Annotated in this window: 24 protein-coding genes and 1 other RNA gene; 18 read left to right on the forward strand and 7 right to left on the reverse strand. The window is 72.0% G+C overall.

Annotation, left to right across the window (positions count from 1 at the left end):
- Positions 1 to 189: 189 nt before the first annotated feature.
- Positions 190 to 1,440 carry an MFS transporter gene (locus tag CR165_RS01840; protein ID WP_181377963.1) on the reverse strand — a complete coding sequence of 417 codons (1,251 nt, stop codon included), beginning with the start codon at positions 1,438 to 1,440 and terminating at the stop codon, positions 190 to 192.
- On the reverse strand, positions 1,418 to 2,161 hold the full coding sequence (locus CR165_RS01845; RefSeq protein WP_109515244.1) for an SDR family NAD(P)-dependent oxidoreductase: 744 nt from the start codon (positions 2,159 to 2,161) through the stop codon (positions 1,418 to 1,420). The genes CR165_RS01840 and CR165_RS01845 overlap by 23 nt, the downstream gene beginning before the upstream one ends.
- Positions 2,162 to 2,268: 107 nt before the next feature.
- Here CR165_RS01845 and CR165_RS01850 point away from each other — a divergent pair, with 107 nt between their 5' ends.
- The 10 genes from CR165_RS01850 (at position 2,269) to CR165_RS01895 (ending at position 12,104) form a co-directional block, all read left to right on the forward strand.
- Complete coding sequence (locus CR165_RS01850) at positions 2,269 to 3,057, forward strand: IclR family transcriptional regulator (protein ID WP_109515245.1); 789 nt, start codon at positions 2,269 to 2,271, stop codon at positions 3,055 to 3,057.
- Positions 3,054 to 3,818 (forward strand): SDR family NAD(P)-dependent oxidoreductase, encoded by a 765-nt coding sequence (locus tag CR165_RS01855; protein ID WP_109515246.1) that lies wholly within the window; start codon positions 3,054 to 3,056, stop codon positions 3,816 to 3,818. The genes CR165_RS01850 and CR165_RS01855 overlap by 4 nt, the downstream gene beginning before the upstream one ends.
- A 49-nt stretch (positions 3,819 to 3,867) precedes the next feature.
- Entirely contained in the window at positions 3,868 to 5,427 is a 1,560-nt protein-coding gene (locus CR165_RS01860) for an ABC transporter substrate-binding protein (RefSeq protein WP_109515247.1), read from the forward strand.
- A gap of 59 nt (positions 5,428 to 5,486) precedes the next feature.
- Positions 5,487 to 6,491 carry an ABC transporter permease gene (locus CR165_RS01865; protein ID WP_109515248.1) on the forward strand — a complete coding sequence of 335 codons (1,005 nt, stop codon included), beginning with the start codon at positions 5,487 to 5,489 and terminating at the stop codon, positions 6,489 to 6,491.
- Positions 6,488 to 7,372, forward strand: coding sequence for an ABC transporter permease (locus CR165_RS01870; protein ID WP_109515249.1), 885 nt, complete (start codon positions 6,488 to 6,490; stop codon positions 7,370 to 7,372). Before CR165_RS01865 ends, CR165_RS01870 begins: the two co-directional genes overlap by 4 nt.
- Entirely contained in the window at positions 7,369 to 8,391 is a 1,023-nt protein-coding gene (locus CR165_RS01875) for an ABC transporter ATP-binding protein (protein WP_109515250.1), read from the forward strand. The genes CR165_RS01870 and CR165_RS01875 overlap by 4 nt, the downstream gene beginning before the upstream one ends.
- Complete coding sequence (locus tag CR165_RS01880; protein WP_109515251.1) at positions 8,388 to 9,374, forward strand: ABC transporter ATP-binding protein; 987 nt, start codon at positions 8,388 to 8,390, stop codon at positions 9,372 to 9,374. The genes CR165_RS01875 and CR165_RS01880 overlap by 4 nt, the downstream gene beginning before the upstream one ends.
- Before the next feature lie 214 nt (positions 9,375 to 9,588).
- Entirely contained in the window at positions 9,589 to 10,278 is a 690-nt protein-coding gene (locus tag CR165_RS01885; RefSeq protein ID WP_109515252.1) for a glutathione S-transferase family protein, read from the forward strand.
- Positions 10,279 to 10,391: 113 nt separating this feature from the next.
- Positions 10,392 to 11,546 carry an ABC transporter substrate-binding protein gene (locus CR165_RS01890; RefSeq protein ID WP_109515253.1) on the forward strand — a complete coding sequence of 385 codons (1,155 nt, stop codon included), beginning with the start codon at positions 10,392 to 10,394 and terminating at the stop codon, positions 11,544 to 11,546.
- A 72-nt stretch (positions 11,547 to 11,618) separates the two neighbouring features.
- Positions 11,619 to 12,104 (forward strand): cupin domain-containing protein, encoded by a 486-nt coding sequence (locus CR165_RS01895; protein ID WP_109515254.1) that lies wholly within the window; start codon positions 11,619 to 11,621, stop codon positions 12,102 to 12,104.
- 28 nt (positions 12,105 to 12,132) lie between these two features.
- Here CR165_RS01895 and thiE read toward each other — a convergent pair whose 3' ends face one another.
- The 3 genes from thiE to CR165_RS01910 form a co-directional block, all read right to left on the reverse strand.
- The gene (thiE, locus tag CR165_RS01900; RefSeq protein ID WP_109515255.1) at positions 12,133 to 12,789 is read right to left on the reverse strand and encodes a thiamine phosphate synthase; all 657 of its coding nucleotides are present in this window, start codon (positions 12,787 to 12,789) and stop codon (positions 12,133 to 12,135) included.
- Between the two features lies 1 nt (position 12,790).
- Positions 12,791 to 13,714 carry a class I fructose-bisphosphate aldolase gene (locus CR165_RS01905; protein ID WP_109515256.1) on the reverse strand — a complete coding sequence of 308 codons (924 nt, stop codon included), beginning with the start codon at positions 13,712 to 13,714 and terminating at the stop codon, positions 12,791 to 12,793.
- 116 nt (positions 13,715 to 13,830) lie between these two features.
- Entirely contained in the window at positions 13,831 to 14,367 is a 537-nt protein-coding gene (locus CR165_RS01910) for a hypothetical protein (protein ID WP_146201810.1), read from the reverse strand.
- A 97-nt stretch (positions 14,368 to 14,464) separates the two neighbouring features.
- Between CR165_RS01910 and CR165_RS01915 the strand changes: the two genes are divergently transcribed.
- From CR165_RS01915 to CR165_RS01935, 5 genes are all read left to right on the forward strand, one after another.
- Positions 14,465 to 14,767 (forward strand): hypothetical protein, encoded by a 303-nt coding sequence (locus tag CR165_RS01915; RefSeq protein ID WP_146201811.1) that lies wholly within the window; start codon positions 14,465 to 14,467, stop codon positions 14,765 to 14,767.
- A 2-nt stretch (positions 14,768 to 14,769) separates the two neighbouring features.
- The gene (locus CR165_RS01920; protein ID WP_109515259.1) at positions 14,770 to 15,099 is read left to right on the forward strand and encodes a cell division protein ZapA; all 330 of its coding nucleotides are present in this window, start codon (positions 14,770 to 14,772) and stop codon (positions 15,097 to 15,099) included.
- Positions 15,100 to 15,108: 9 nt separating this feature from the next.
- Positions 15,109 to 15,263, forward strand: a non-coding RNA gene (gene ssrS / locus CR165_RS01925) — 6S RNA.
- Positions 15,250 to 15,861, forward strand: a complete 612-nt coding sequence (locus CR165_RS01930; protein WP_109515260.1) for a 5-formyltetrahydrofolate cyclo-ligase — start codon at positions 15,250 to 15,252, stop codon at positions 15,859 to 15,861. Before ssrS ends, CR165_RS01930 begins: the two co-directional genes overlap by 14 nt.
- Positions 15,862 to 15,867: 6 nt before the next feature.
- Positions 15,868 to 16,689 carry a TIGR00282 family metallophosphoesterase gene (locus CR165_RS01935; RefSeq protein ID WP_109515261.1) on the forward strand — a complete coding sequence of 274 codons (822 nt, stop codon included), beginning with the start codon at positions 15,868 to 15,870 and terminating at the stop codon, positions 16,687 to 16,689.
- A gap of 1 nt (position 16,690) precedes the next feature.
- Here the strand turns inward: CR165_RS01935 and CR165_RS01940 are convergent, their stop codons facing one another.
- Entirely contained in the window at positions 16,691 to 17,593 is a 903-nt protein-coding gene (locus tag CR165_RS01940; protein ID WP_109515262.1) for a hypothetical protein, read from the reverse strand.
- 156 nt (positions 17,594 to 17,749) lie between these two features.
- On the reverse strand, positions 17,750 to 18,367 hold the full coding sequence (locus CR165_RS01945; protein ID WP_245906049.1) for an MSMEG_1061 family FMN-dependent PPOX-type flavoprotein: 618 nt from the start codon (positions 18,365 to 18,367) through the stop codon (positions 17,750 to 17,752).
- A gap of 170 nt (positions 18,368 to 18,537) precedes the next feature.
- On the opposite strand from CR165_RS01945, the gene CR165_RS01950 reads away from it, so the two are divergent.
- Genes CR165_RS01950 through ruvA form a run of 3 tightly spaced genes read left to right on the forward strand, consistent with a single transcriptional unit; the run spans position 18,538 to position 20,420 of the window.
- Positions 18,538 to 19,290 (forward strand): YebC/PmpR family DNA-binding transcriptional regulator, encoded by a 753-nt coding sequence (locus CR165_RS01950; protein WP_109515264.1) that lies wholly within the window; start codon positions 18,538 to 18,540, stop codon positions 19,288 to 19,290.
- A gap of 15 nt (positions 19,291 to 19,305) precedes the next feature.
- Complete coding sequence (ruvC, locus tag CR165_RS01955; protein WP_181377979.1) at positions 19,306 to 19,806, forward strand: crossover junction endodeoxyribonuclease RuvC; 501 nt, start codon at positions 19,306 to 19,308, stop codon at positions 19,804 to 19,806.
- Entirely contained in the window at positions 19,803 to 20,420 is a 618-nt protein-coding gene (ruvA, locus tag CR165_RS01960; protein WP_109515266.1) for a Holliday junction branch migration protein RuvA, read from the forward strand. Before ruvC ends, ruvA begins: the two co-directional genes overlap by 4 nt.
- Positions 20,421 to 20,490 lie beyond the last annotated feature (70 nt).

Below are 20,490 nucleotides of genomic sequence, written 5' to 3' on the forward strand. Positions count from 1 at the left end.
TTGAATCTTTAGCCTGCAGCCGTGCTGCGTCCACTGAAGGTGGGCGCGGGAGAGAGTGACGCTATACGATCCGGCCGCATCTTGCACGAAGCAAGGCATCCACAATCCGGTGCATTTCGTGAGCGTTCGTAAACCAATGGTGGCCGGAAGGGCGGGCGGTTCTCCCGCCGCCCCGACTCGGGCCGCCGTTCAGGACGGCCGGGCGCCTGTTCCGAGCAGCACCAGCCCGCCGCTGAAGGGCAGCAGCGCCACGGCGAGAAAGGCCGGCCCATAGCCGGTGCCCAGCGCCAGGCAGGCGCCGACCAGCGCCGGCCCCAGCACATAGCCGATGAAGGTAACGAAGGTGGTGGCCGCCGTGGCCTCGCCCACCTGCTGCTCCGGCACCAGGCTGCTGACCTCGGCCATGAAGACGCCGTTCCAGCTGGCGATGGCGATGCCCCCCAGCGCGCTCAGCCCCACCACCGCGGCGGGCGGCCAGGCAGGGCCGACCGCCGCCAGCAGCGCGGTGACGGCGGCGGAGGCGAAGGCCAGCAGCACCAGCATGCGGCGGGCCGAGCCCATCCGGTCCGCCAGCCAGCCCACCAGGATGCGCCCCGCCACGCCGGCGCCCTGCATGGCGGCGAAGGCGGTGCCCGCCTCGGCCAGGGTGAAGCCCTGCCGTGCCGTCAGGTAGAGGACGAGAAAGGCGAAGACGCTGCCCTGGGCCACCGCGAAGCCGAGGCTTACATAGCTGATGCCGAGCAGGGCCGGCCGCCGCGCCAGCAGCCGGAAGGGCGCCGCCATCTGCGCCGGCCGCAGCGCGGCGCGCAGCGAGAAGCGGCGCGGGCCGGGCGGGTCGATGCGGCGGCGGAAGGCCTCGGACAGCAGGGTTGCGGCCAGCGCCGGCAGGGCGATGCCAAGGCAGGCCCACCGCCAGTCGCCGCTTTGCAGCAGCAGCGGCACGGCGATGCCGGCGACCGCCCCGCCCAGCGGAACGCCGGATTGCTTGATCGAGAACACCAGGGAGCGGTGCCGCGCCGGCGCATAGCGGCGCAGCAGGTCGCTGCCCGCGGGCGGGGAGGGGCCATAGCCCAGCCCGATCAGCAGCGAGGCCGCCAGCAGCGCCGGCCAGCCGCCGCCCGTCGCCAGCAGCAGCCCCGCCACCCCCAGAACGGCGCCGAGCTGCAGCGTGCGCACGGCGCCGAGCTGCGCCATCACGCCATTGCCCAGCACCAGCCAGAGCATGGTGCCGGCCGAGCCCACCGAGGCGAGCAGCCCGATGCTGCTCTCCGGCACGCCGGCCGCCTCGGTCAGCGCCGGCGCCAGCACCGGGAAGACGCGGGTGAGGCAGGCGCTCACCGTCTGCATCAGCAGCGCCACGCCGAGCGCCGCGACCCAGGCCGGGCGTGGTTCCGCCCCCGGCGCCCGGGCGGGGCCTTCAGACGTTGTACTGGAAGCCATCGACGACGAAGTCCTGGCCGGTGATGAAGCAGGGCTCCGAGGCGGCGAGGAAGGCCACGATGTTGGCGACATCCGCCGGCTTGCCGAGCCGCTGCAGCGCGATGCCGCGCGCCAGCTCCGGCCCGCGCGCGCGGGTGATGCTGTTGCCCAGCTCCGTCTCGATCACGCCCGGGCAGATGGCGTTGACCAGGATCTCCGGCCCCAGCTCCTTGGCCAGCGCGCGCGTCATGCCGAGGATGCCGGCCTTGGCGGCAGCGTAGGAGAAGCGGCTGACCGCGGCGGTGACACCGCCCGAATGCGCGTTCAGCGAGGACATGCTGATGATGCGCCCCGACCCTTGCGCCTTCATCAGCGGCGCCACGTGGCGGATGTAGTTGAAGCAGCTCTTGAGGTTGACCGCGATGGTGCGGTCGAACTCCGCCTCGGTGATCTCGAGGATGCCGGTCGGGTTGCCGCGTCCGGCATTGTTCACCAGCACGTCGATGCGGCCATGCCGCTCCATCACCGCCGCCACGACCTCGCCGGCGCGCGCGAACTCCGCCACATCCGCCTCGTGGACCGAGACCTCGCGGCCGAGCGCCGCGATCTCGCCTTGCGTGCGCTGCATCTCCGGCAACAGCAGGTCCACCAGCGCGATGTCGAAGCCCTGCTGCGCGAGGGCGAGGGCACAGCCGCGCCCGATGCCGCGCGCGCCGCCGGTGACGATCGCAAGCTTGCTCATGGAACCATCCCTCTCGACGGCGCCCCGCTCGATGACGCCGGGTTCATTTTGCCTTGACATCGCTACTGTCCGCCAACGAACCTCATTCAGCAACGGGATTGGCATTCATGTCCATGAATCTGGAAGTGAAGTCCGCGGGGCGGATCCTGGAGTTGCTGGAGTTCCTCGCCGCTGCGGCGGAGCCTGTCTCCCTCAAGGAAGTGGCGCTCGAACTCGGCTTTCCGCGCAGCAGCACGCACGGCCTGCTGCAGACGCTGGTCGGGCGCGGCTACGCGCTGCGCGAGGAAGGCGACCGCTACGTGATGAACCCCGCCTGCCGCAGCGGCCCCGGCTGGAGCGGAGGGCCCACCGCGCATCTCGTCGCCGTCGCCAGGCCGGTGATGGAGAAGCTGCGCGATGAGAGCGGCGAGACCGTCGTGCTCGGCGTGCGCATGCGCAACCAGGACGTGAAGCGCTGCGCCAAGCTCGTGAGCCTGCAGGCGGTGCGTTACGACACCACGCGCGAGACGCAGATGCCCGCCTACTGCACCGCCATGGGCCGCGTGCTGCTGGCCTACGCCGAGCCCGGCGTGGTGGATGCCTATCTGGCGCGGCTGCAGCCGGAGAGGCTGACGCCGCGCACGGTGACCGACCGTGCCGCGCTGCGCGGCCTGATCGAGGCAGCGCGGCGGGATGGCTACGCCATCAGCGACGAGGAGATGGTGCTCGGCGGCACCGGCATCGCCGCCCCCGTGCGGACCCGCAGCGGGCGGGTGGAGGCGGCGATCAACCTCGGCGTCGTCACGCCGCGCTACGCGGCCAACCGCGAGCGCATGATCGGGCTGGTGGTGGCCGCCGCGCGGCAGCTCAGCTTCCGCATGGGGCACATGTCCGCGGTGGAGAGTGCCGCGGCATGAGGATCGCATTCGCGGGGCGCACGGTTCTGGTGACGGGCGCGGCGCGCGGCATCGGCGGCGGAATCGCCGCCGCCTTCGCGGAACGTGGCGGCCGCGTCATCGCGACCGATGTGCTGGAGGCGGAGCTGGCGGCGCTGCCCGCGCATGTGGCGCCGGCCGGGGGCGGCAGCCTGGAGACGCGCCGGCTGGACGTGACCGATGCCGCCGCCATCGCTGCGCTGATCGGCGAGACCGGCACGCCGGACATCCTGGTGCATGTCGCCGGCGGCGTGCGCGGCCAGAGCCCGAAGCCCTTCGAGGACGTCACCGAGGCGGAGTGGGACGCGATCCAGGATGCCAACCTGAAGGGCGCCTTCCTCGCCGCCCGCGCCGTGGTGCCGGGGATGAAGGCGGCCGGACGCGGGCGGATCGTGGTCATCTCCAGCCGGGCGGGGCTTGGCGTCAGCCGCACCGGCATCCAGTCCTATGCCACGGCCAAGGCGGCGCAGCTCGGCCTGGTGCGGCAGCTCGCGCATGAGCTGGGGCCGTACGGCATCACGGTGAATTCCGTGGCGCCCGGCTTCCTGCGCACCAGCCCCGATTACGAGCGGCAGTGGAATTCCTACGGCGCCGAGGGCCAGCGCGCCATGGTCGAGGGCATCGCCATGCGCCGGCTCGGCGAGCCGGAGGATATCGCGCATGCGGTGCTGTTCCTGGCCTCCGACTATGCCTCCTGGATCACCGGGCAGGTGCTGCCGGTGACGGGAAGCCCCATCGCCTGACGGCCGCGCGCCGACACGACTGCAACCACCAGACGGAAAGGTGCCTGTGATGATACCGATCTCCCGGCGACCCCTCCTCGGGCTTGCCGCCGCCGCCGCGGCCACCGCCGCCATGCCGCGCGAGGCGCACGCCGCCGACCGCTTCGTCTACGCCAACAACAGCAATTTCGACACGCTGGACCCGCATGTGGTGTTCGACACCGCGCGCGTGGCAGTGCGCCTGAACTTCTACGATGGCCTCTACCGCTGGGTGGACAACCCGCCGAAGCTGATCCCCTGGCTGGCCGAGAGCCACGAGACCAGCGCCGACGGGCTGGACTGGGTGTTCAAGCTGCGCCGCGACGTGAAGTTCCACGACGGCAGCCCTATGACGGCCGAGGACGTGGTCTACAGCATCGAGCGCATCCTGGCGCTGAACCTCGGCGCCGCGCCGCTGTTCCGGCCTCTGCTGGAAGCCGGCGCCACCACGGCGCCCGATGCGCACACGGTGCGCTTCCGGCTGAAGGAACCCTCCGCCATCTTCGGCTCTCTGGTGCCGGACATCACGGTGGTGAATTCCAAGCTGGTGAAGCGCAATGAGCGCGACGGCGACTGGGGCCGCGCCTGGCTGGCGCGCAACGTGGCCGGCACCGGCAGCTTCCGCCTGCGGCGCTACGACCCGGCGGTGGGCTTCATCGCCCAGCGCTTCCCCGACCATTTCGCCGGCTGGGGGCCAAAGTATCTCGACGAGATCGAGTTCCGCACGGTGCTGGAGACCAACACCCGCGTGCTGGGCATGATCCGCGGCGACTACCACGGCACGGACGGCTACATGACGCCCGACCAGATCGACCGCTTCCGCGCCTCGGACACGGTGCAGATCCTGGAACAGGAGTCGATGCGGGTGTTCCACTTCTGCATCCACAATGCCCGCGCACCGATGAACGACATCCACTTCCGCAAGGCGCTGGTGCACGCCTTCGACTATGACGGATTCATCAATGACGTGCTGAAGGGCTCGGTGGTGCGCAACCCCACCATCATCCCGAACAACATGTGGGGCGCGCCGCAGGGCCTCGAGGGCTACAAATTCGACCTCGACCTGGCGAAGGCGGAGTTGGCCAAGGTGCAGGCGCCGCTGCGGCCCATCACCATCGGCACGCTGGCGGGCTTCAGCGAGACGGAGCAGGCGGCCTCGGTGTTCCAGGCCAACCTGCGCAAGATCGGCATCGAGGCGCGCATCGAATCCGCGCCCTGGCCCACCGTCTCCTCGCGCATGCGCAACAAGGACCAGCAATACGACATGGTGCCCTACTGGAAGAGCACCTACTACGCCGACCCCAACAACTGGCTGGGCGAGCTCTACGGCTCCCGCTACCTCGGCGGCGGCAACGTCTCCTACTACAGCAACCCGGAAGTCGATCAGCGCATCGAGCGCGCGCTGGTCTCGACCGACCAGGAGGAGCGGCAGCGGCTGAACGAGGAAGCGGCCCGCATGGTGTTCGACGATGCCGCCGGCGTCTGGATCTACAACACCAAGTGGTTCGGCCCGTACTCGAAGCGCATCGCCGGCATCCGCTTCTGCCCGGTGGGCAGCGGGCAGGACATGCGCTGGGCGCATTTCGCCTGATCCGCCTTTCCTGAATTTCCCCCGGCGCCCACCCGCGCCGGGGCCTGCCGGGGCGCCGCATGAAAAGGCTGGAACTGATCCTGTCACGGCTGCTGTGGCTGGTGCCGACGCTCATCGGGCTGGGCGTCATCACCTTTGCCATCAGCCATGTCATCCCGACCGATCCGGTCGCCATCCTGGCGGGCGAGAACGCGACGGCCGAGCAGATCGCGGCGCTGCGCACGCAGCTCGGCTTCGACCGGCCGCTGCCGGTGCAACTCCTGGCCTACTTCCAGGATCTGCTGCGCGGCGACATGGGCGTCAGCCTGTTCAGCCAGCAGCCGATCGCCGAGGAGCTGGCCACCCGCCTGCCGGCGACGCTGGAGCTGACCTTCGCCGCCGTGCTGCTGGCCTCCGTCCTCGGCATCCCGCTCGGCGTGGTCTCGGCGTTGCGGCGCAACAGTGCCATCGACCACGCGCTGCGCATCGTCACCGTCTCCGGCCTCGCCATCCCGAGCTTCTGGCTGGCCATCCAGCTGCAGTACCTGTTCGCCATGCAGATCGGCGTGGCGCCGCTGAACGGGCGGATCGACGGCTTCGGGCCGGAGCCGGTCACCGGCCTGATGCTGCTGGACTCGCTGCTGCAATGGGACTGGGAATCGTTCTGGGGCGCGCTGCGGCACATCGCGCTGCCGGCCATCACCCTGGCGCTGCCGGCGGCGGCCACCATCGCCCGCTTCACCCGCGCCGGCGTGCTGGAGGTCGTCACCAGCAACTACGTCCTCTACGAACGCGCCATGGGCCTGCCCGGCGCGCTGGTGACGTGGAAATACGTGCTGCGCAACGCGCTGATCTCCACCGTGACGCAGATCGGCCTGATCTTCGGCGTGCTGCTCTCGGGCGCGGTGGTGGTGGAGGCGGTGTTCGACTGGCCGGGCCTCGGCGCCTTCGCCGTCATCTCCATCATCCAGTCCGACCACCGCGCGGTGATGGGCTTCACCCTCTGGGCCGGCGCCATCTTCGTCATCGTCAACCTGATCGTCGATGTGCTGCACACGCTGATCGACCCCCGGAGCACGCGATGAGCGCGCCGAACCACGGCTTCCTCGCCGGCGCGGCGGATATCGCGCGGCGCCTGCTGCGCGACCGCGCCGCGATGGTCGGCTTTACGCTGATCCTGCTGCTGGTGCTGGCGGCCATCTTCGCCCCCTGGCTCGCCACCCACCCGAACGACGTGTACGAGATCCACACCGCCCGCCGCCTGACGCCGCCCGGCGCCGAGCACTGGATGGGCACCGACCGCATGGGCGCCGACATCTACAGCCGCCTGCTGTTCGGCGCGCGCATCACCATCCTGATCGCGGTCATCGCCGTCGGTACGGCGGTGCTGGTCGGCGTGCCGATCGGGCTGGTGGCGGGCTACTACCGCAATTGGTTCAGCGACCTGCTGATGCGGCTGTCGGACATCTTCCTCGCCGTGCCGCAGATCGTGCTGGCCATCGCCATCGCGCAGACGCTGGGGCCGTCGATCGAGAACGTCATCCTGGCGCTCAGCGCCACCTACTGGCCCTTCTGGGCGCGGCTGGTCTATGCCGAGACGCGTTCGATCAAGAACGAGACCTTTGTCGAGGCCGCCATCGCCCTCGGCGCCTCGGCGCCGCGCGTCATGATCCTGCACATCCTGCCCAACATCGCCTCGGCCATCATCGTGCGCACCTCCATCGGCATGGGCGCCACCATCCTGACGGCGGCGGCGCTGGGCTTCCTCGGCCTCGGCGCGCCGCCGCCGACGCCGGAATGGGGCCGCACCATCGCCGAATCCCGCGAATACCTGCCCGAGGCCTGGTGGTACGCGCTGGCCCCGGGCATCGCCATCTTCCTCGTCGTCATGGGTTTCAACCTGCTGGGCGATGGCCTGCGGGACATCCTCGACCCGCGCATCCGCCGTGGCGGGCGCGGGCCATGAGCGGGCTTCTCCTGGAGGTGGACCGCCTCACCCTCGGCTTCCGCACCGAGCGTGGCCTGGCGCGCATCCTGGATGGCGCCAGCCTGCGCATCGCACCGGGGGAGGTGATGGGGCTGGTGGGCGAATCCGGCTGCGGCAAGACCACGCTGGCGCGCGCCATCCTTGGCGTGCTGCCGGCGGGCGGCGCGCAGGTCGATGGCGGGCGCATCAGCTTCCGTGGCCGCGACCTGCTGCGCGAGGATCCCGCCACCCTGGCGCGCGACCTGCGCGGCCGCGCCATCACCTTCATCCCGCAGGACCCGTTCAGCAGCTTCAACCCGGTCTTCACCATCGGCGAGCAGTTGATGGACCTGATGAAATGGAAGTCCCCCCGTCGTCAGGGGGAGGGGCGCTGGCCCACCCTGCTGCAACCCTATCCGCGCGCACGCCGGAAGGCCGACCGGGAGGCGGTGCTGGAGATGCTCGCCGCCGTGCAACTCCCCAATCCGGCCGCCATCCTGCAAAAATACCCGCACGAGGTCTCGGGCGGGCAGCGGCAGCGGCTGATGATCGCCATGGCGCTGCTGCCGGAGCCCGACCTCGTCATCGCCGACGAGCCTACCACGGCGCTCGACGTCACCATCCAGGCGCAGATCCTGGGCGTCATCCGCCGCCTCGCCACCGAGCGGCGCGTGGCGGTGCTGCTGACGACGCACGACCTCGGCTCCGCCTGGGAGATCTGCGACGCGGTGACGGTGATGTATGCTGGGCAGGACGTGGAATCGGCGCCGATCGACCGCTTCTTTGCCGCCCCCGCCCATCCCTACACCACCCGCCTGCTGGAGAGCCTGCCCAGGGAAGGCGCCGATGTCGCGGGCATTCCCGGCGAGGTGCCGAGCCCGCTCGCCCAGCCGCCCGGCTGCCGCTTCTATCCGCGCTGCGACCGCGCCACGGAGGCGTGCCGCGCCACCCGGCCGGAGGAGACGCTGCTGGCCGAGGGCCACCGCCTGCGCTGCTACCATCCGAGGCTGCCCGCATGACCCCGACGAGCCCCATCCTGGAGCTGCGCCACCTCGTCAAGCACTTCCCCATCCGTGGCTTCATGGGCCGCCGGGTGGGAGCGGTGAAGGCGGTGGACGATATCTCCTTCACCCTGGAGAAGGGCGAGATCCTCGGCCTGGTGGGCGAATCCGGCTGCGGCAAGTCGACGCTCGGCAAGACGGTGATGGGCATCCAGCAGCCCGATGCCGGCGAGATCCTGCTCGATGGCGAGCTGCTCGCCGGCCCTGGCCAGCGCCACCGCACCGAGCGCCGGAAGGACCTGCAATACGCCTACCAGGATCCCGGCGCCTCGCTCGACCCGCGCTGGAAGATCGGCCGCTCGCTGGAGGAGCCGCTGGTCATCCACACGAAGCTCGACGCCGCCGCGCGCCGTGCCCGGGTGCGCGAGATCCTGCGCGCCGTGGGGCTGCCGGAAGGGCATCTGGAACTGTATCCGCACGAGATCTCGGGCGGGCAGCAGCGCCGCGTGGGCCTCGCGCGCATCCTGACGCTGCACCCCAAGGTGGTGATCCTCGACGAGCCGACCTCGGGGCTGGATGTCTCGGTGCAGGCCACGGTGCTGAAGCTGTTCCGCGAGCTGCGCGACCGCTTCGACCTCACCTATGTCTTCGTCAGCCACGACCTCGCGGTGGTGCGGATGATGTGCACGCGGGTGGCGGTGATGTATCTCGGCCGCATCGTCGAGATCGGCCCCACCGCCGCGATCTTCGCCGACCCGCAGCACCCCTACACCCAGTCCCTGCTGGCGGCGATCCCGCAGATCGGCGGCCGGCGCGTGACCGAGAATTTCAGCCTCCAGGGCGAGCCGCCCGATGCCGGGCGCCTGCCGGGCGGCTGCCGCTTCCGCACCCGCTGCCCGCGCGCCACGGCACTCTGCGCCGCGCAGGAGCCGGCGCTGGCGCCGCATGGCGGGCAGATGGCAGCCTGCCATTTTCCGGGGCGGGATGCGCGGGCGGCGTGACCCGCGCCGCCGGGGCCGGCTTGCCGCGGGGCAGGGGGCTTTGTAGCGTCCCGCCCCGGAGCGGTGGCGCTGCGCCACCGCGTGGGAGCTGCCAGCGATGACCGAACCGCATTCTGCGATGACGCCGAGCCAGCCTGGGGCCGCACGCTGCCTGAAGGGGGGCGCGCTGCACGGCCTGCCCCTGCGCCGCGGCGTCCGGGCCGGCTGAGCGGCGATGGCGCGCGAACTCTACGAGCTGGCCGGCTCCGACCCGCAGCGCCGCTTCAGCCCCTATTGCTGGCGCAGCCGCATGGCGCTGGCGCACAAGGGGCTGGAGGCGGATTGCGTCCCCTGGCGCTTCACCGAAGGCCAGGCCATCGCCTTTTCGGGCCAGGACAAGGTGCCGGTGCTGGTGGACGGGGACCATGTGGTCGCGGATTCCTGGGCCATCGCCGAGTATCTGGAGGACCGCTACCCCGAGGCCCCTTCGCTGTTCAACGGCGCCCGCCAGCCGGTGCGCTTCATCAATGCCTGGGCCGACACGGTGCTGAACCTGCATCTGGCACGGATGATCGTCAGCGACATCCCGCAATGGCTGGATGAAAGCCACCGGACCTATTTCCGCGCCAGCCGCGAAGCGCGCTTCGGCATGGCCCTGGAGCAGGTGACACAAGGGCGTGAAGCACGGCTGCCCGAGTTCCGCGCGGCCCTGCAACCGCTGCGGGTGATCCTGCGTGCCCAGCCCTTCCTGGGCGGTGCAGCGCCGGATTATGGCGACTATGCCGTGTTCGGAAGCTTCCAATGGGCGCGCTGCGTGTCGTCATTCCCGCTTCTGGAAGCCTCGGACGCGGTCCATGCCTGGCGCGAGCGCATGCTGGACCTGTTCGGGGGGCTGGCCCGGCACGTGCCGCACGGCGCGCCCTGAAGGCCGGCGGGGCTGGGTAAAGCGGCTCCGCCATCCTATCTACGCCGCCCCATGCTGAGGCGGAACAGAAATGCAGGCTCCCGTGCTCCCCGGCTTTCCGCCGGGGCGGGGGCATGATCACGCGGCGCGGCCTGCTGGCGGGCCTGCCTGCGGCGTTGGCCGCCGGGCTGCCGCGCCGCCGCGCCGCCGCCGGGACCCCCCTCGACGGGGCCGCCGCCCTGTTGTGGGAGGCGCTGCGCCAGAACGCCTGGGGCCGTACCCTCCGCTTCCACCTGACTGCCGAGGATCCGGGCCTGGAGGGCTTCCTGGGCTGGATGGCGGCCGAGCTGGCGGCCCGCCACGGCATCGGCCTCGACATCGTGCCGCTGCGCGACGAGGCGGAGGCGGTCTCGCGCGTCGCATCGGGGGAGGGGGTGGATCTGGTGGCGCTGGATGCGGGCGCGCTGCTCGCCCTGCGGCAGCAGGACCTGCTGCTGCCGGCTCGCTCGGCCCTGCCCAACGCCGCGCCGCCGCCGCCCGGGGCGCCGGAAGGCGGCTTCGGCGTGCCCTGGCATGGCGGCGGGCTGGTGCTGGTGCACGATGCGGCGCAGGTGCCGGAGCCGCCGCCCGGCATGCTGGCGCTGCCGGATTGGGCGCGGGCCCGGCCAGGCCGGCTGGCGCACCCGACGCCACGCCACGCGCTGGGCGCCGCCTTCCTGCTGCAGGCCTTGCACGAGCTGGTGCCGCATCCGCGCCTTCTGGAGAGCCCCGCCACCGACCGGAACTTCACCCTTTTCACCGCGCCCTTCTGGGAGTGGTATGGCTCGCTTCGCCCTTTCCTGTGGCGCCAGGGCCAGGCCTTCCCCGAAGGGGCCGCGGCCTTGCGGCGCCTGCTGCGGAGCGGCGAGATCGCCCTGATGCCGGCGCTGCATCCCATCGCGCTGCCGCGCCTGGTGCGGCTGGGGGAATGGCCGCCCTCCAGCCGCGCCCAGACGCTGGGGCGCGGCAGCATGGCCCATGCCGCGCTGCTGGCCGTGCCGCGCGCCGCGGCGCAGCCCGAGGCGGCGATGCTGGCCGCCAATTTCCTGCTCTCCCCGGAGGCCCAGGCCCGCATGGCCGACCCGCATCTGCTGGGCCGGCTGGCCCCGCCGGCACCCCGGCCGCGCCCCGAGGCGCTGCTGGCCACGCCGCCGCCGCCCGACATGCCCCGCCTGCCGGAGCCGCACCCAAGCTGGGCCCTGCGCCTGCGGCAGGAATGGGAGCGGCGGATGGGCGCGCTCACGCAATAGCCAAGGCCCTGCTCCGCAACTCGGGCGCCTTCGATCCCGTTGGCAACGGCAAGGAATACCGGAGACCGGCAGATGCAAAGCGAAACCCTGTGGCTGCCCAGTCAGGAGGCGGTCCCGAACAATCCGCGGCTGCCCGTCCAGGTGCACCGGAAGGTCTTTCCCGAGGGCAAGGTGGAACGGGCGGAGGCGCTGCTCGCCGGACATGGCTGGCTGCCCGCCTGGCGCGACGGGATCCATCCCTATGTGCATTTCCACACCACGGCGCATGAGGCGCTAGCCATCGTGAAGGGATCGGTGGTCGTGCGGCTGGGCGACGAGAGCGGGCCGGAGGTGCCGGTGAGCGCCGGCGACGTTCTGGTGCTGCCCGCCGGCACCGGGCACCAGCGCGTGGAGGAGAGCGAGGACCTGCTGGTGGTGGGCGCCTATCCGGAAGGGCAGGAGCCGGACCAGCGCTTGGCCTCCACGGCGCAGGCGGCGGAGGCGCGGGCGCGCATCGCCCGGCTGCCGGACCCGCCCTGCTGCCCCGTCACCGGCGAGGCCTATCCGCGCCGGCCCTGAGGCGCGGACCCCTAGGCGCGGGTCCGCCTCAGGCGGCGGCGATCGCCGCGTTCAGGGCGCGCACCCCGGCCGCCGGGCCGTCCGGGTGGTTCCACACCGCCCCGACCACGGCCAGGAAATCCGCCCCCGCCCGCACCAGCGGCGCGCAGTTCTCGGCGGTGATGCCGCCGATGGCAACCGAGGGCAGCTCGAACATCTCCGTCCACCACTCCAAAATCTCGGGCTCGGCCCGGTGCTCGGCCTGCTTGGTGGCGGTGGGGAAGAAGGCGCCGAAGGCCACGTAGTCGGCGCCCAGCTCGCCCGCCTCCATCGCCAGGTGCCGGCTGGCATGGCAGGTGATGCCGAGCATCCGCTCCGGCCCCAGCAGCTTGCGCGCCTGGGCGTGGTCGCCATCGGTCTGGCCGAGATGGGCGCCGTCGCAGCCCTGCTGCACGGCGAGGTCGGCGCGGTCGTTCAGCAGGAAGGCGACATCGCGCGACTGCGCCACGGGCCGCAGCACGTCGATGGCGCGCCGCAGCGCGTCCTCGCCCACATCCTTCAGGCGCAGTTGCACGGCGGCCACGTCGCCCGCGTCGAGCGCGCGGGCGAGGTCGTCGGCGAAGCGCGCCGGCTCCAGCGCGGGCGGCGTGATGAGATAGAGGCGGCAGCCCGGCTCGCCGCCGCCCGCCTCCGGAGCCGGCGCCATCTCAGGCAGCCGCCTGGTAGACGGCGATGATGTCGGACAGCAGCTTCAGCGCCTCCGCCTTCGGGCGCTGGAAGGTGTTGCGGCCGATGATCGAGCCGTTGCCGCCGCCGGCATGGATGCCGCGCGCCATCTCGACGATGGATTCGGCCGTGCCGGCCTCGCCGCCCGAGAACACCACGATGCGCCGGCCGCCGAAGCAGGCCTGGGTGATGTGCCGGATGCGGCCGGAGAGCTGGCCGATCTCCGGCACCGGGGATTTCTCGTAGGTCTTCCTGGCGGCGTCGAGCGAGATCGCTTCCGTTGGCGGCTTCACCTTGATGATGTGGGCGCCGAGGAGCGCCGCCATGTGCGCGGCATAGGCGCAGATGTCGAGCGCGGTCTCCGCGGTCTTGTCGAGGTTCGGGCCGCGCGGATAGCTCCACACCACCACGGCAAGGCCGGCGGCCTTCGCCTCCTCGGCCAGCTCGCGCAGCTCCTCCATCATCTCGAACTGGTATTCGGAGCCGGGATAGATGGTGAAGCCGATGGCCGAGCAGCCGAGGCGCAGCGCATCCGCCACCGTGGCCGTCACCGCCTGGTCCTTGGTGGTGGAGAGGCTGTTGGAGGAATTGACCTTCAGGATGGTCGGGATGGCGCCGGCATAGATGGAGGCCCCCGCCTCGATCATGCCGAGCGGCGCGGCATAGGCCGAGAGGCCCGCCTCGATCGCCAGCTCGAAATGGTAGCGCGGGTCATAGGCGGCGGGGTTGGGGGCGAAGGAGCGGGCCGGGCCGTGCTCGAAGCCCTGGTCCACCGGCAGGATCACCAGCCGGCCGGTGCCGCCGAGCTTTCCCTCCATCAGGATGCGCGCCAGGTTGGCCTTGGTGCCGGGATTGTCGCTCTCGTACCAGGAGAGGATTTCCTTCACGCGGGGCGTCAGCTGCATGACCGTGCTTCCTTCCGTTCGGCGCCCTGCCGCCGGTGCGGGACCAGGCCGCGGGAGGCGCCCCACGGCGGCGGGCCGTTGCGGCGCCCCGCGCGTCGGCGGGGGCCGTTCCGGCTTTACCCGAGGGCCTCCGGACTGTCACCAGGGCCGCTGCCGCCGGCGGCGGGGCCGGCGCTGCGCGCCGGATCGGCGGCGAGCCATCGGGCAACCTGCTCCTCCGTGGCCGGCCGCCCGGCCGTTCCATGGGCGAGGTCGAGCGCCGGCGGGGCGGCCGCCAGCACGCGGCCCGGCGCCAGCGCGGCGAGGGTGGGGAAGGCGGGGCATTCCGGCGCCAGCACCACCGCCGCCACCCCGGCGCGCAGCGCGGCCAGCGCGTGCCCCGGCGCCTGGCCGCAATCGAGCACCGGCCAGGGTTCCGGCCAGGGTTCCGGCGGGGGTTCCAGCGGGGGCTCCAGCCCGGGCGGCGCCGCACCGCCGGCGCGGATCAGCGCCAGGAAGAGCGGCGCGCCGAGCCAGGAGGCGGCGCCGGGCGGCGAGAGCAGCGGCAGCGGCCCGTGCAGGCCGCGCCCCCTGGCCGCGCGCAGAGCCAGCGCCACGCCGGCGGCATCGCGCACCACCACCCCGCGCATTCGTGATGCCGCCAGCCTCTCCATGCTCCGCCTATCCCCATCATAGAGCGTTCCATTGCCCCGCATCCGTTGACCCTGCCCATGGGGGCCGCGTAAAGCCTGAAACCATGAGAGGCACGGCTTGGGTGAAGGCGTCGGCATGAGCGATGCGGTGAACGCGGCGGCGACACGGTTGGAACAGGCGGTCGAGAAGCTGGCGGCGGCCCTGGCCCGCCCGCCGCAGTCCGCCGGCGTGACGCCGGACGAGGTGGCGGCCCTTTCCGCGCGGCTGGACGAGACGCTGGTGCGCCTGCGCACCGCCCTGGCCGAGGTGGAAGGCGAGGCCGCCGGCCACCTGCCCGAGGATGAGGCGGAGCCGGGCGAGGCGGCGGAACCCATGCCCGCCTCCGCTCCGCCGGCAGACGACAGCAGCAAGGGGAGCTGAGATTGGCCCAGGTCACGGTTCGTGTCGGTGGCTATACCCATCCCGTCTCCTGCGAGGATGGCCAGGAAGGGCATCTGATCGCGCTCGCGGCGGATGTGGACCGCCGCGTCTCCTCCATCCGCGCCATGGGCGGCCAGTTCGGCGAGAGCCGGCTGCTGCTGCTGGCCGCGCTGCTGCTGGCGGACGAGCTGCACGATCTGCGCGTCGAGATGTCGCGGCTGAAGGCGGCCAGCGCGCAATCCGCCCCCGCCTCGGACCCGCTGCTGGCCGAGCGCCTCGGCCGGCTCGCCGAGCGGATCGAGGGCATTGCGGCCTCGCTCGACCATCCCTAAATGTGTGTGGCGGAGCTGCCCGGTGCGTCAGGTACATTATCCCTGGGGCCAATAAGCATCCTCCGGGAGCTGGCTCTGACCGGATCTTGGTCCGGTTACCTGGTGCCCACCTGTTTACACAGGCCTTAGGAGGATAACACGCCAACGGCCATGGCGGCTCCGCACTCCCTTTCCCCATCTCCCGCCGAGACCGATCCGCCCGAGCTCGCCGCCGCCAAGGTGGCGATGCGCCAGGCGGCGCTGGCGGGCCGCGCCGCGTTCGGCCCCGCCGCCCGCGGCGCGGGCGAGGCGCTGGCGGCCGTGGTGCTGCGCGAATGCCCGCTGGCGGCCGGCGCCTGCGTCGGCGGCTTCTGGCCGATGGGCGACGAGATCGACATCCGCCCGCTGCTGCGCGCCCTGGCGGCGGCCGGGCATCCGCTCGCCCTGCCGGTGACGCCGCGGCGCGGCCTGCCGCTCATCTTCCGCCCCTGGCGCTTCGGCGAGGCGCTGCTGCCCGGCCGCTTCGGCACCTCCGTGCCGGCGGGCGAGGCCGAGGTGATGCCGGATGTGCTGCTGGTGCCGTTGCTGGCCTTCGACCGGCGCGGCGCGCGGCTCGGCTATGGCGGCGGCTATTACGACCGCACCCTGGCCGCCCTGCCGGGGGCGCGCGCCATCGGCGTCGCCTATGCGGCGCAGGAGGTGCCGGCGGTGCCCACCGGCCCCCACGACCAGCCCTTGCCCGGCATCGCGACCGAGGCCGGCTTCATCCGCACCGAAAGGTAGAGAGTTTTGCGCATCCTGTTCCTGGGCGACGTGGTCGGCCGTTCCGGCCGCGACGCCCTGACCGCCGAGCTGCCCGGCCTGCGCGCCCGGCTGAAGGCCGATCTGGTCGTGGTGAACGCCGAGAATGCCAGCCACGGCTTCGGCGTCTCGCCCGACATGGTGCGCGCCTTCCTGGCGGCGGGGGCGGATGTGCTGACCCTCGGCAACCATTCCTGGGACCGCAAGGAGATCATCGGCTTCATCGATGGCGAGCCGCGGCTGATCCGCCCCCTCAACTACCCGCCCGGCACGCCGGGGCGCGGCGCCACGGTGGTCGAGGTGCCCGGCGGCCGCAAGGCGCTCGTCATCAACGCCATGGGCCGGCTGTTCATGGAGCCGCTGGACGACCCGTTCCGCGCCGTGCAGGCGGAGCTGGCGAAGCACACCTTGGGCGCCGGCGGCACGGTGCAGGCCATCCTCATCGACATCCACGCCGAGGCCACCAGCGAGAAGATGGCCATGGCGCACAGCTTCGACGGGCGGGTGAGCCTGGTGGTGGGCACCCACACCCATGTGCCGAGCGCCGACCACCGCATCCTGGAGAACGGCACCGCCTACATGACCGATGCCGGCATGTGCGGCGACTATGACAGCGTGATCGGCATGCAGAAGGGCGGCGCGGCGCTGCGCTTCTGGAAGAAGGTGCCGGGCGAGAAGCTGGCCCCGGCCGAAGGCCCCGCCAGCCTCTCCGGCGTGTTCGTCGAGACGGACGACGCCACGGGGCTGGCGCGGCGGGTGGAGCCGGTGCGCCTGGGGGGGCTGCTCGCCCCCGCCATGCCGGCGGTGTGAATCAGGGGGCGGCGCCGGCCGCCCCGATGGCCTCGCGCGCTGCCCGCTCCTGCGCCAGCCGCTCCTTCTGGGCCTTCAGGAAGCCGCTGGCGGGGAACAGCCGCAGGCCGCGGTCGACCACCGCCTCGGCCTGCCGCCAGCGCCCGTGCTTCTCCAGCCAGCGCGAGAGGTTGAGCATGTAGTAGGGCGAGCGGCCCTTCATCCGGCGGAAGGGCGTGACGTTGAAGGCATGGCCGCGCATGAAGTTCAGCACGGCCGGGCGCAGCAGATGCACCTCCGCCAGCGCCGTCGCGACCGGATGGCCGGTGTGGCGCAGCGAGACATGGGTGAGCTGCGGAAAGGCCGGCTCCACGCATTCCCGCAGCAGCCGCAGGTCGGCATGTTCCAGCCTGTCGGTGCGCGGGACGGGGTCGTAGACCACGGTCACGCGCTTCGCCCGGCTCTCGCCCGCCTCCAGCGGCTCATGCGTGAAGGGCGTGCCCTGTGGCCCGCGCCGGCCCAGGACCTCGGCATAGATCGGGTGCAGGCTGTTGCGGGGGGAGAGGGAGAGGATATCGGCCCGCTGCCCGCGGCCGAAATACAGCGCGGCATAGGCACCGACGCTGGTGCCGTAGAAGCAGATCCGGCGGTAGCGCGACAGGGTCGGCTTCACGGCCTTGTCGAAGGCCTCGCGGCTCATCGACTGGTAGCCGTTGTTGCTGCGCTTCTGCACGCAGATCAGGTCGTAACCCGCGCCGTGCAGCAGCGTCTCGCCGAAGCCGGGGAGGGTGATGTCGGTCTGGTCGTAGCCGGGGAAGGTCACGACGATCGAATCCACCGGAGCCGCCTGACGCACCCGGCGCATGACGACGATGCCGTCATCGTAGAGTATCCGGCCTTTGTTCTGCGCCTTGGGCTGCGGCATGTCGGTCTCGTCTCCGGCTCACGGGCAAGGCGCCGGAATAGGATGCCGCAGGGCATGTGGATAGCGCCGGGCCGGCATGGCGCGGATGCGCCGGCTCAGCCCGGGTCGTGGAAGCCCGCCGCGGCGCCGCCCGCCGGAGCGGGGCGGGTCATCGCGTCAGTAGAGGACCTTGCTCACCAGCGGGGCCGATTCGGCATCGTATTTCCCGGCATCCACCAGCCCGCCGGTGTGGGCGGCCAGCAGCTCGCCCATGCTGGGGGCGGCGCGCGGCCGCTCCCGCTCGCCCCACAGCCTGGCGCGCAGGATGGCGCGCTGGCACTGCATGAACACCTCGCGCACCTCCACCAGCAGCACGGTGGCCGGCACCTGGCCCTGCATGGTGTAGCGCTCGCGCAGCGCCGGGTCGGCGGTGAGGCGGCCGGTGCCCGCCACGCGCAGCGTCTCCCCCGCGCCGGGGACCAGGAAGAGCAGCGCCACCGCCGGGTTGTCGATGATGTCGCGCAGCGCGTCGATGCGGTTGTTGCCGCGGCGGTCGGGCAGGGCGAGCGTCGTCTCGTCCAGCACGTCGATGAAGCCGGGTGCGTCGCCGCGCGGCGTGCAATGGGGGCCGCGCGCGCCGAAGGTGGCCAGCAGGCAGAAGGGGCTGGCGGCGATGAAGCCGGCGGTGTGGGGGTCGATCCGGTCGGCCACCTTCTTCATCACCAGCTCGCGCGGCGGGGTGTAGTGCGCCTGCAGCGCCTCGTGGGTGGTGATGGCGTGGGGGTCGTGGCTCATCATCGGCTCCTGCCCGGGAAGCGGCGGATGCTAGGGCGGCCCTTGCGGAGGGGCAATGCGGAGGGGCCAATGCGGAGGGGCAATCCTGGCGGCCCCCCTCGCATCCGGCGCGCGGCGGCGGTATAGGACCAAACCCCCGGAACATCACGAGAATACCGGAGAAGCAGCGCGTGGCCGGCCATTCCCAGTTCAAGAACATCATGCACCGCAAGGGCGCGCAGGACGCCAAGCGCGCGCGCATCTTCGCCAAGCTGATCCGCGAGATCACCGTCAGCGCCCGCCAGGGCCTGCCGGACCCGGCCGCCAACCCGCGGCTGCGCTCGGCGGTGCAGGCGGCGCGCGTCGCCAACATGACCAAGGACACGATCGACCGCGCCATCAAGAAGGCCAGCGGCGGCGCCGGCGGCGAGGACTATGTCGAGGTGCGCTACGAGGGCTACGGCCCGGCCGGCGTGGCCGTCATCGTCGAGACGCTGACGGACAACCGCAACCGCACCGCCTCCGACATCCGCTCCGCCTTCTCCAAGTATGGCGGCGCGCTGGGCGAGACGGGCTCGGTCTCCTTCCAGTTCGACCGCAATGGGGTGGTGCGCTACCCCGCCGCCGTGGCGGATGCCGACACCATGCTGGAGGCCGCCATCGAGGCCGGCGCCGCCGATGTGGAGAGCGGCGCGGAAGGCCACGAGATCCGCACCGCCATCGAGGACCTGTTCACCGTCCGCGACGCGCTCGAGGAGAAGTTCGGCCCGGCGGAGAGCGCCAGGCTGGAATGGCGCCCCAACATCTCGGTCGAGCTGGATGAGGAGAAGGCGCGCTCGGTGCTGAAGCTGATCGACGTGCTGGACGAGCATGACGACGTGCAGGCGGTGACGGCCAATTTCGAGCTGCCCGAGGCCGTGCTGGCCAAGCTCTCGGCGGAATAGGCGGCCATGAGCGGTGTGGTCCGCCTGCTGGGGCTCGATCCCGGCCTCCAGCACACCGGCTGGGGGGTGGTGGAGAGCAGCGGCAACCGGCTGCGCCACATCGCCGATGGCGTGATCTCCACCACCACCGAGCTCTCCCTGGCCGAGCGGCTGTGCCAGATCCACCGCGCGCTGAACGCGCTGATGGATCTCTGGCGGCCGGAGGAGGCGGCGGTGGAGCACACCTATGTCAACAAGAACCCCGGCGCGGCGCTGAAGCTGGGGCAGGCGCGCGGCGTGGTGCTGCTGGCGCCCGCCATGGCCGGGCTGAAGGTGGCGGAATACCAGGCCATGGAGGTCAAGCGCGCCGTGGTCGGCACCGGCCATGCCGACAAGACCCAGGTGGCCGACATGGTGCGCCGCCTGCTGCCCGGCGCCACGCTGCGCCGCGCCGATGCCTCGGACGCGCTGGCGGTGGCGATCTGCCACGCGCATCACCGCTCCACCAACCTGGTGCTGGCGAAGGTCCGCGCATGATCGGGAAGCTGACCGGACGGCTGGACACGCCGCTGGAGGGTGGCTGCATCTTCGACGTGAACGGGGTGGGCTACCTGATCGCCTGCTCGGCGCGCACGCTCTCCGCCCTGCCGCGCCCGCCCGGCACCGGCTCGCTGCTGATCGAGACGGTGGTGCGGGAGGATGCCATCCTGCTCTACGGCTTCGCCGACGTGGCGGAGCGGGACTGGTACCGGACGTTGACCGCCATCCAGGGCGTCGGGCCCAAGGTGGCGCTGGGGTTGCTCTCGGCGCTGGCGCCGGCCGACCTCGCCCGTGCCATCATGGCCGGAGACAAGGGGGCGCTGACCCGGGCGCCGGGGGTGGGGGCCAAGCTCGCCATCCGTCTCGTTTCCGAATTGCGGGAGAAGGTGGGGGCGCTGCCCACCGGCTCGGGCTTCTCCGTGGCCATTCCGGCGCCGGAGCTGCCGCCGGCCGGCCGCGCGCAGGCGGATGCCATCTCGGCGCTGGTCAATCTCGGCATCCGCCGCCCCGAGGCCGGCGCGGCCGTGGCGCGGGTGACGGAGCGCCTCGGCGACGACGCCGCGCTGGAGGCCCTCATCCGCGAGGCGCTGAAGGAGCTGGCCCCCCGATGAACGCCCCCGGGAGATTCCCTGCCCGCCGCCTCGCCGCCGGGCCACGGCGATCCCTTCACGGCCCTGACCG

The sequence above is a fragment of the Teichococcus aestuarii genome (genome assembly GCF_003116135.1).
Lineage (GTDB): Bacteria > Pseudomonadota > Alphaproteobacteria > Acetobacterales > Acetobacteraceae > Pseudoroseomonas > Pseudoroseomonas aestuarii.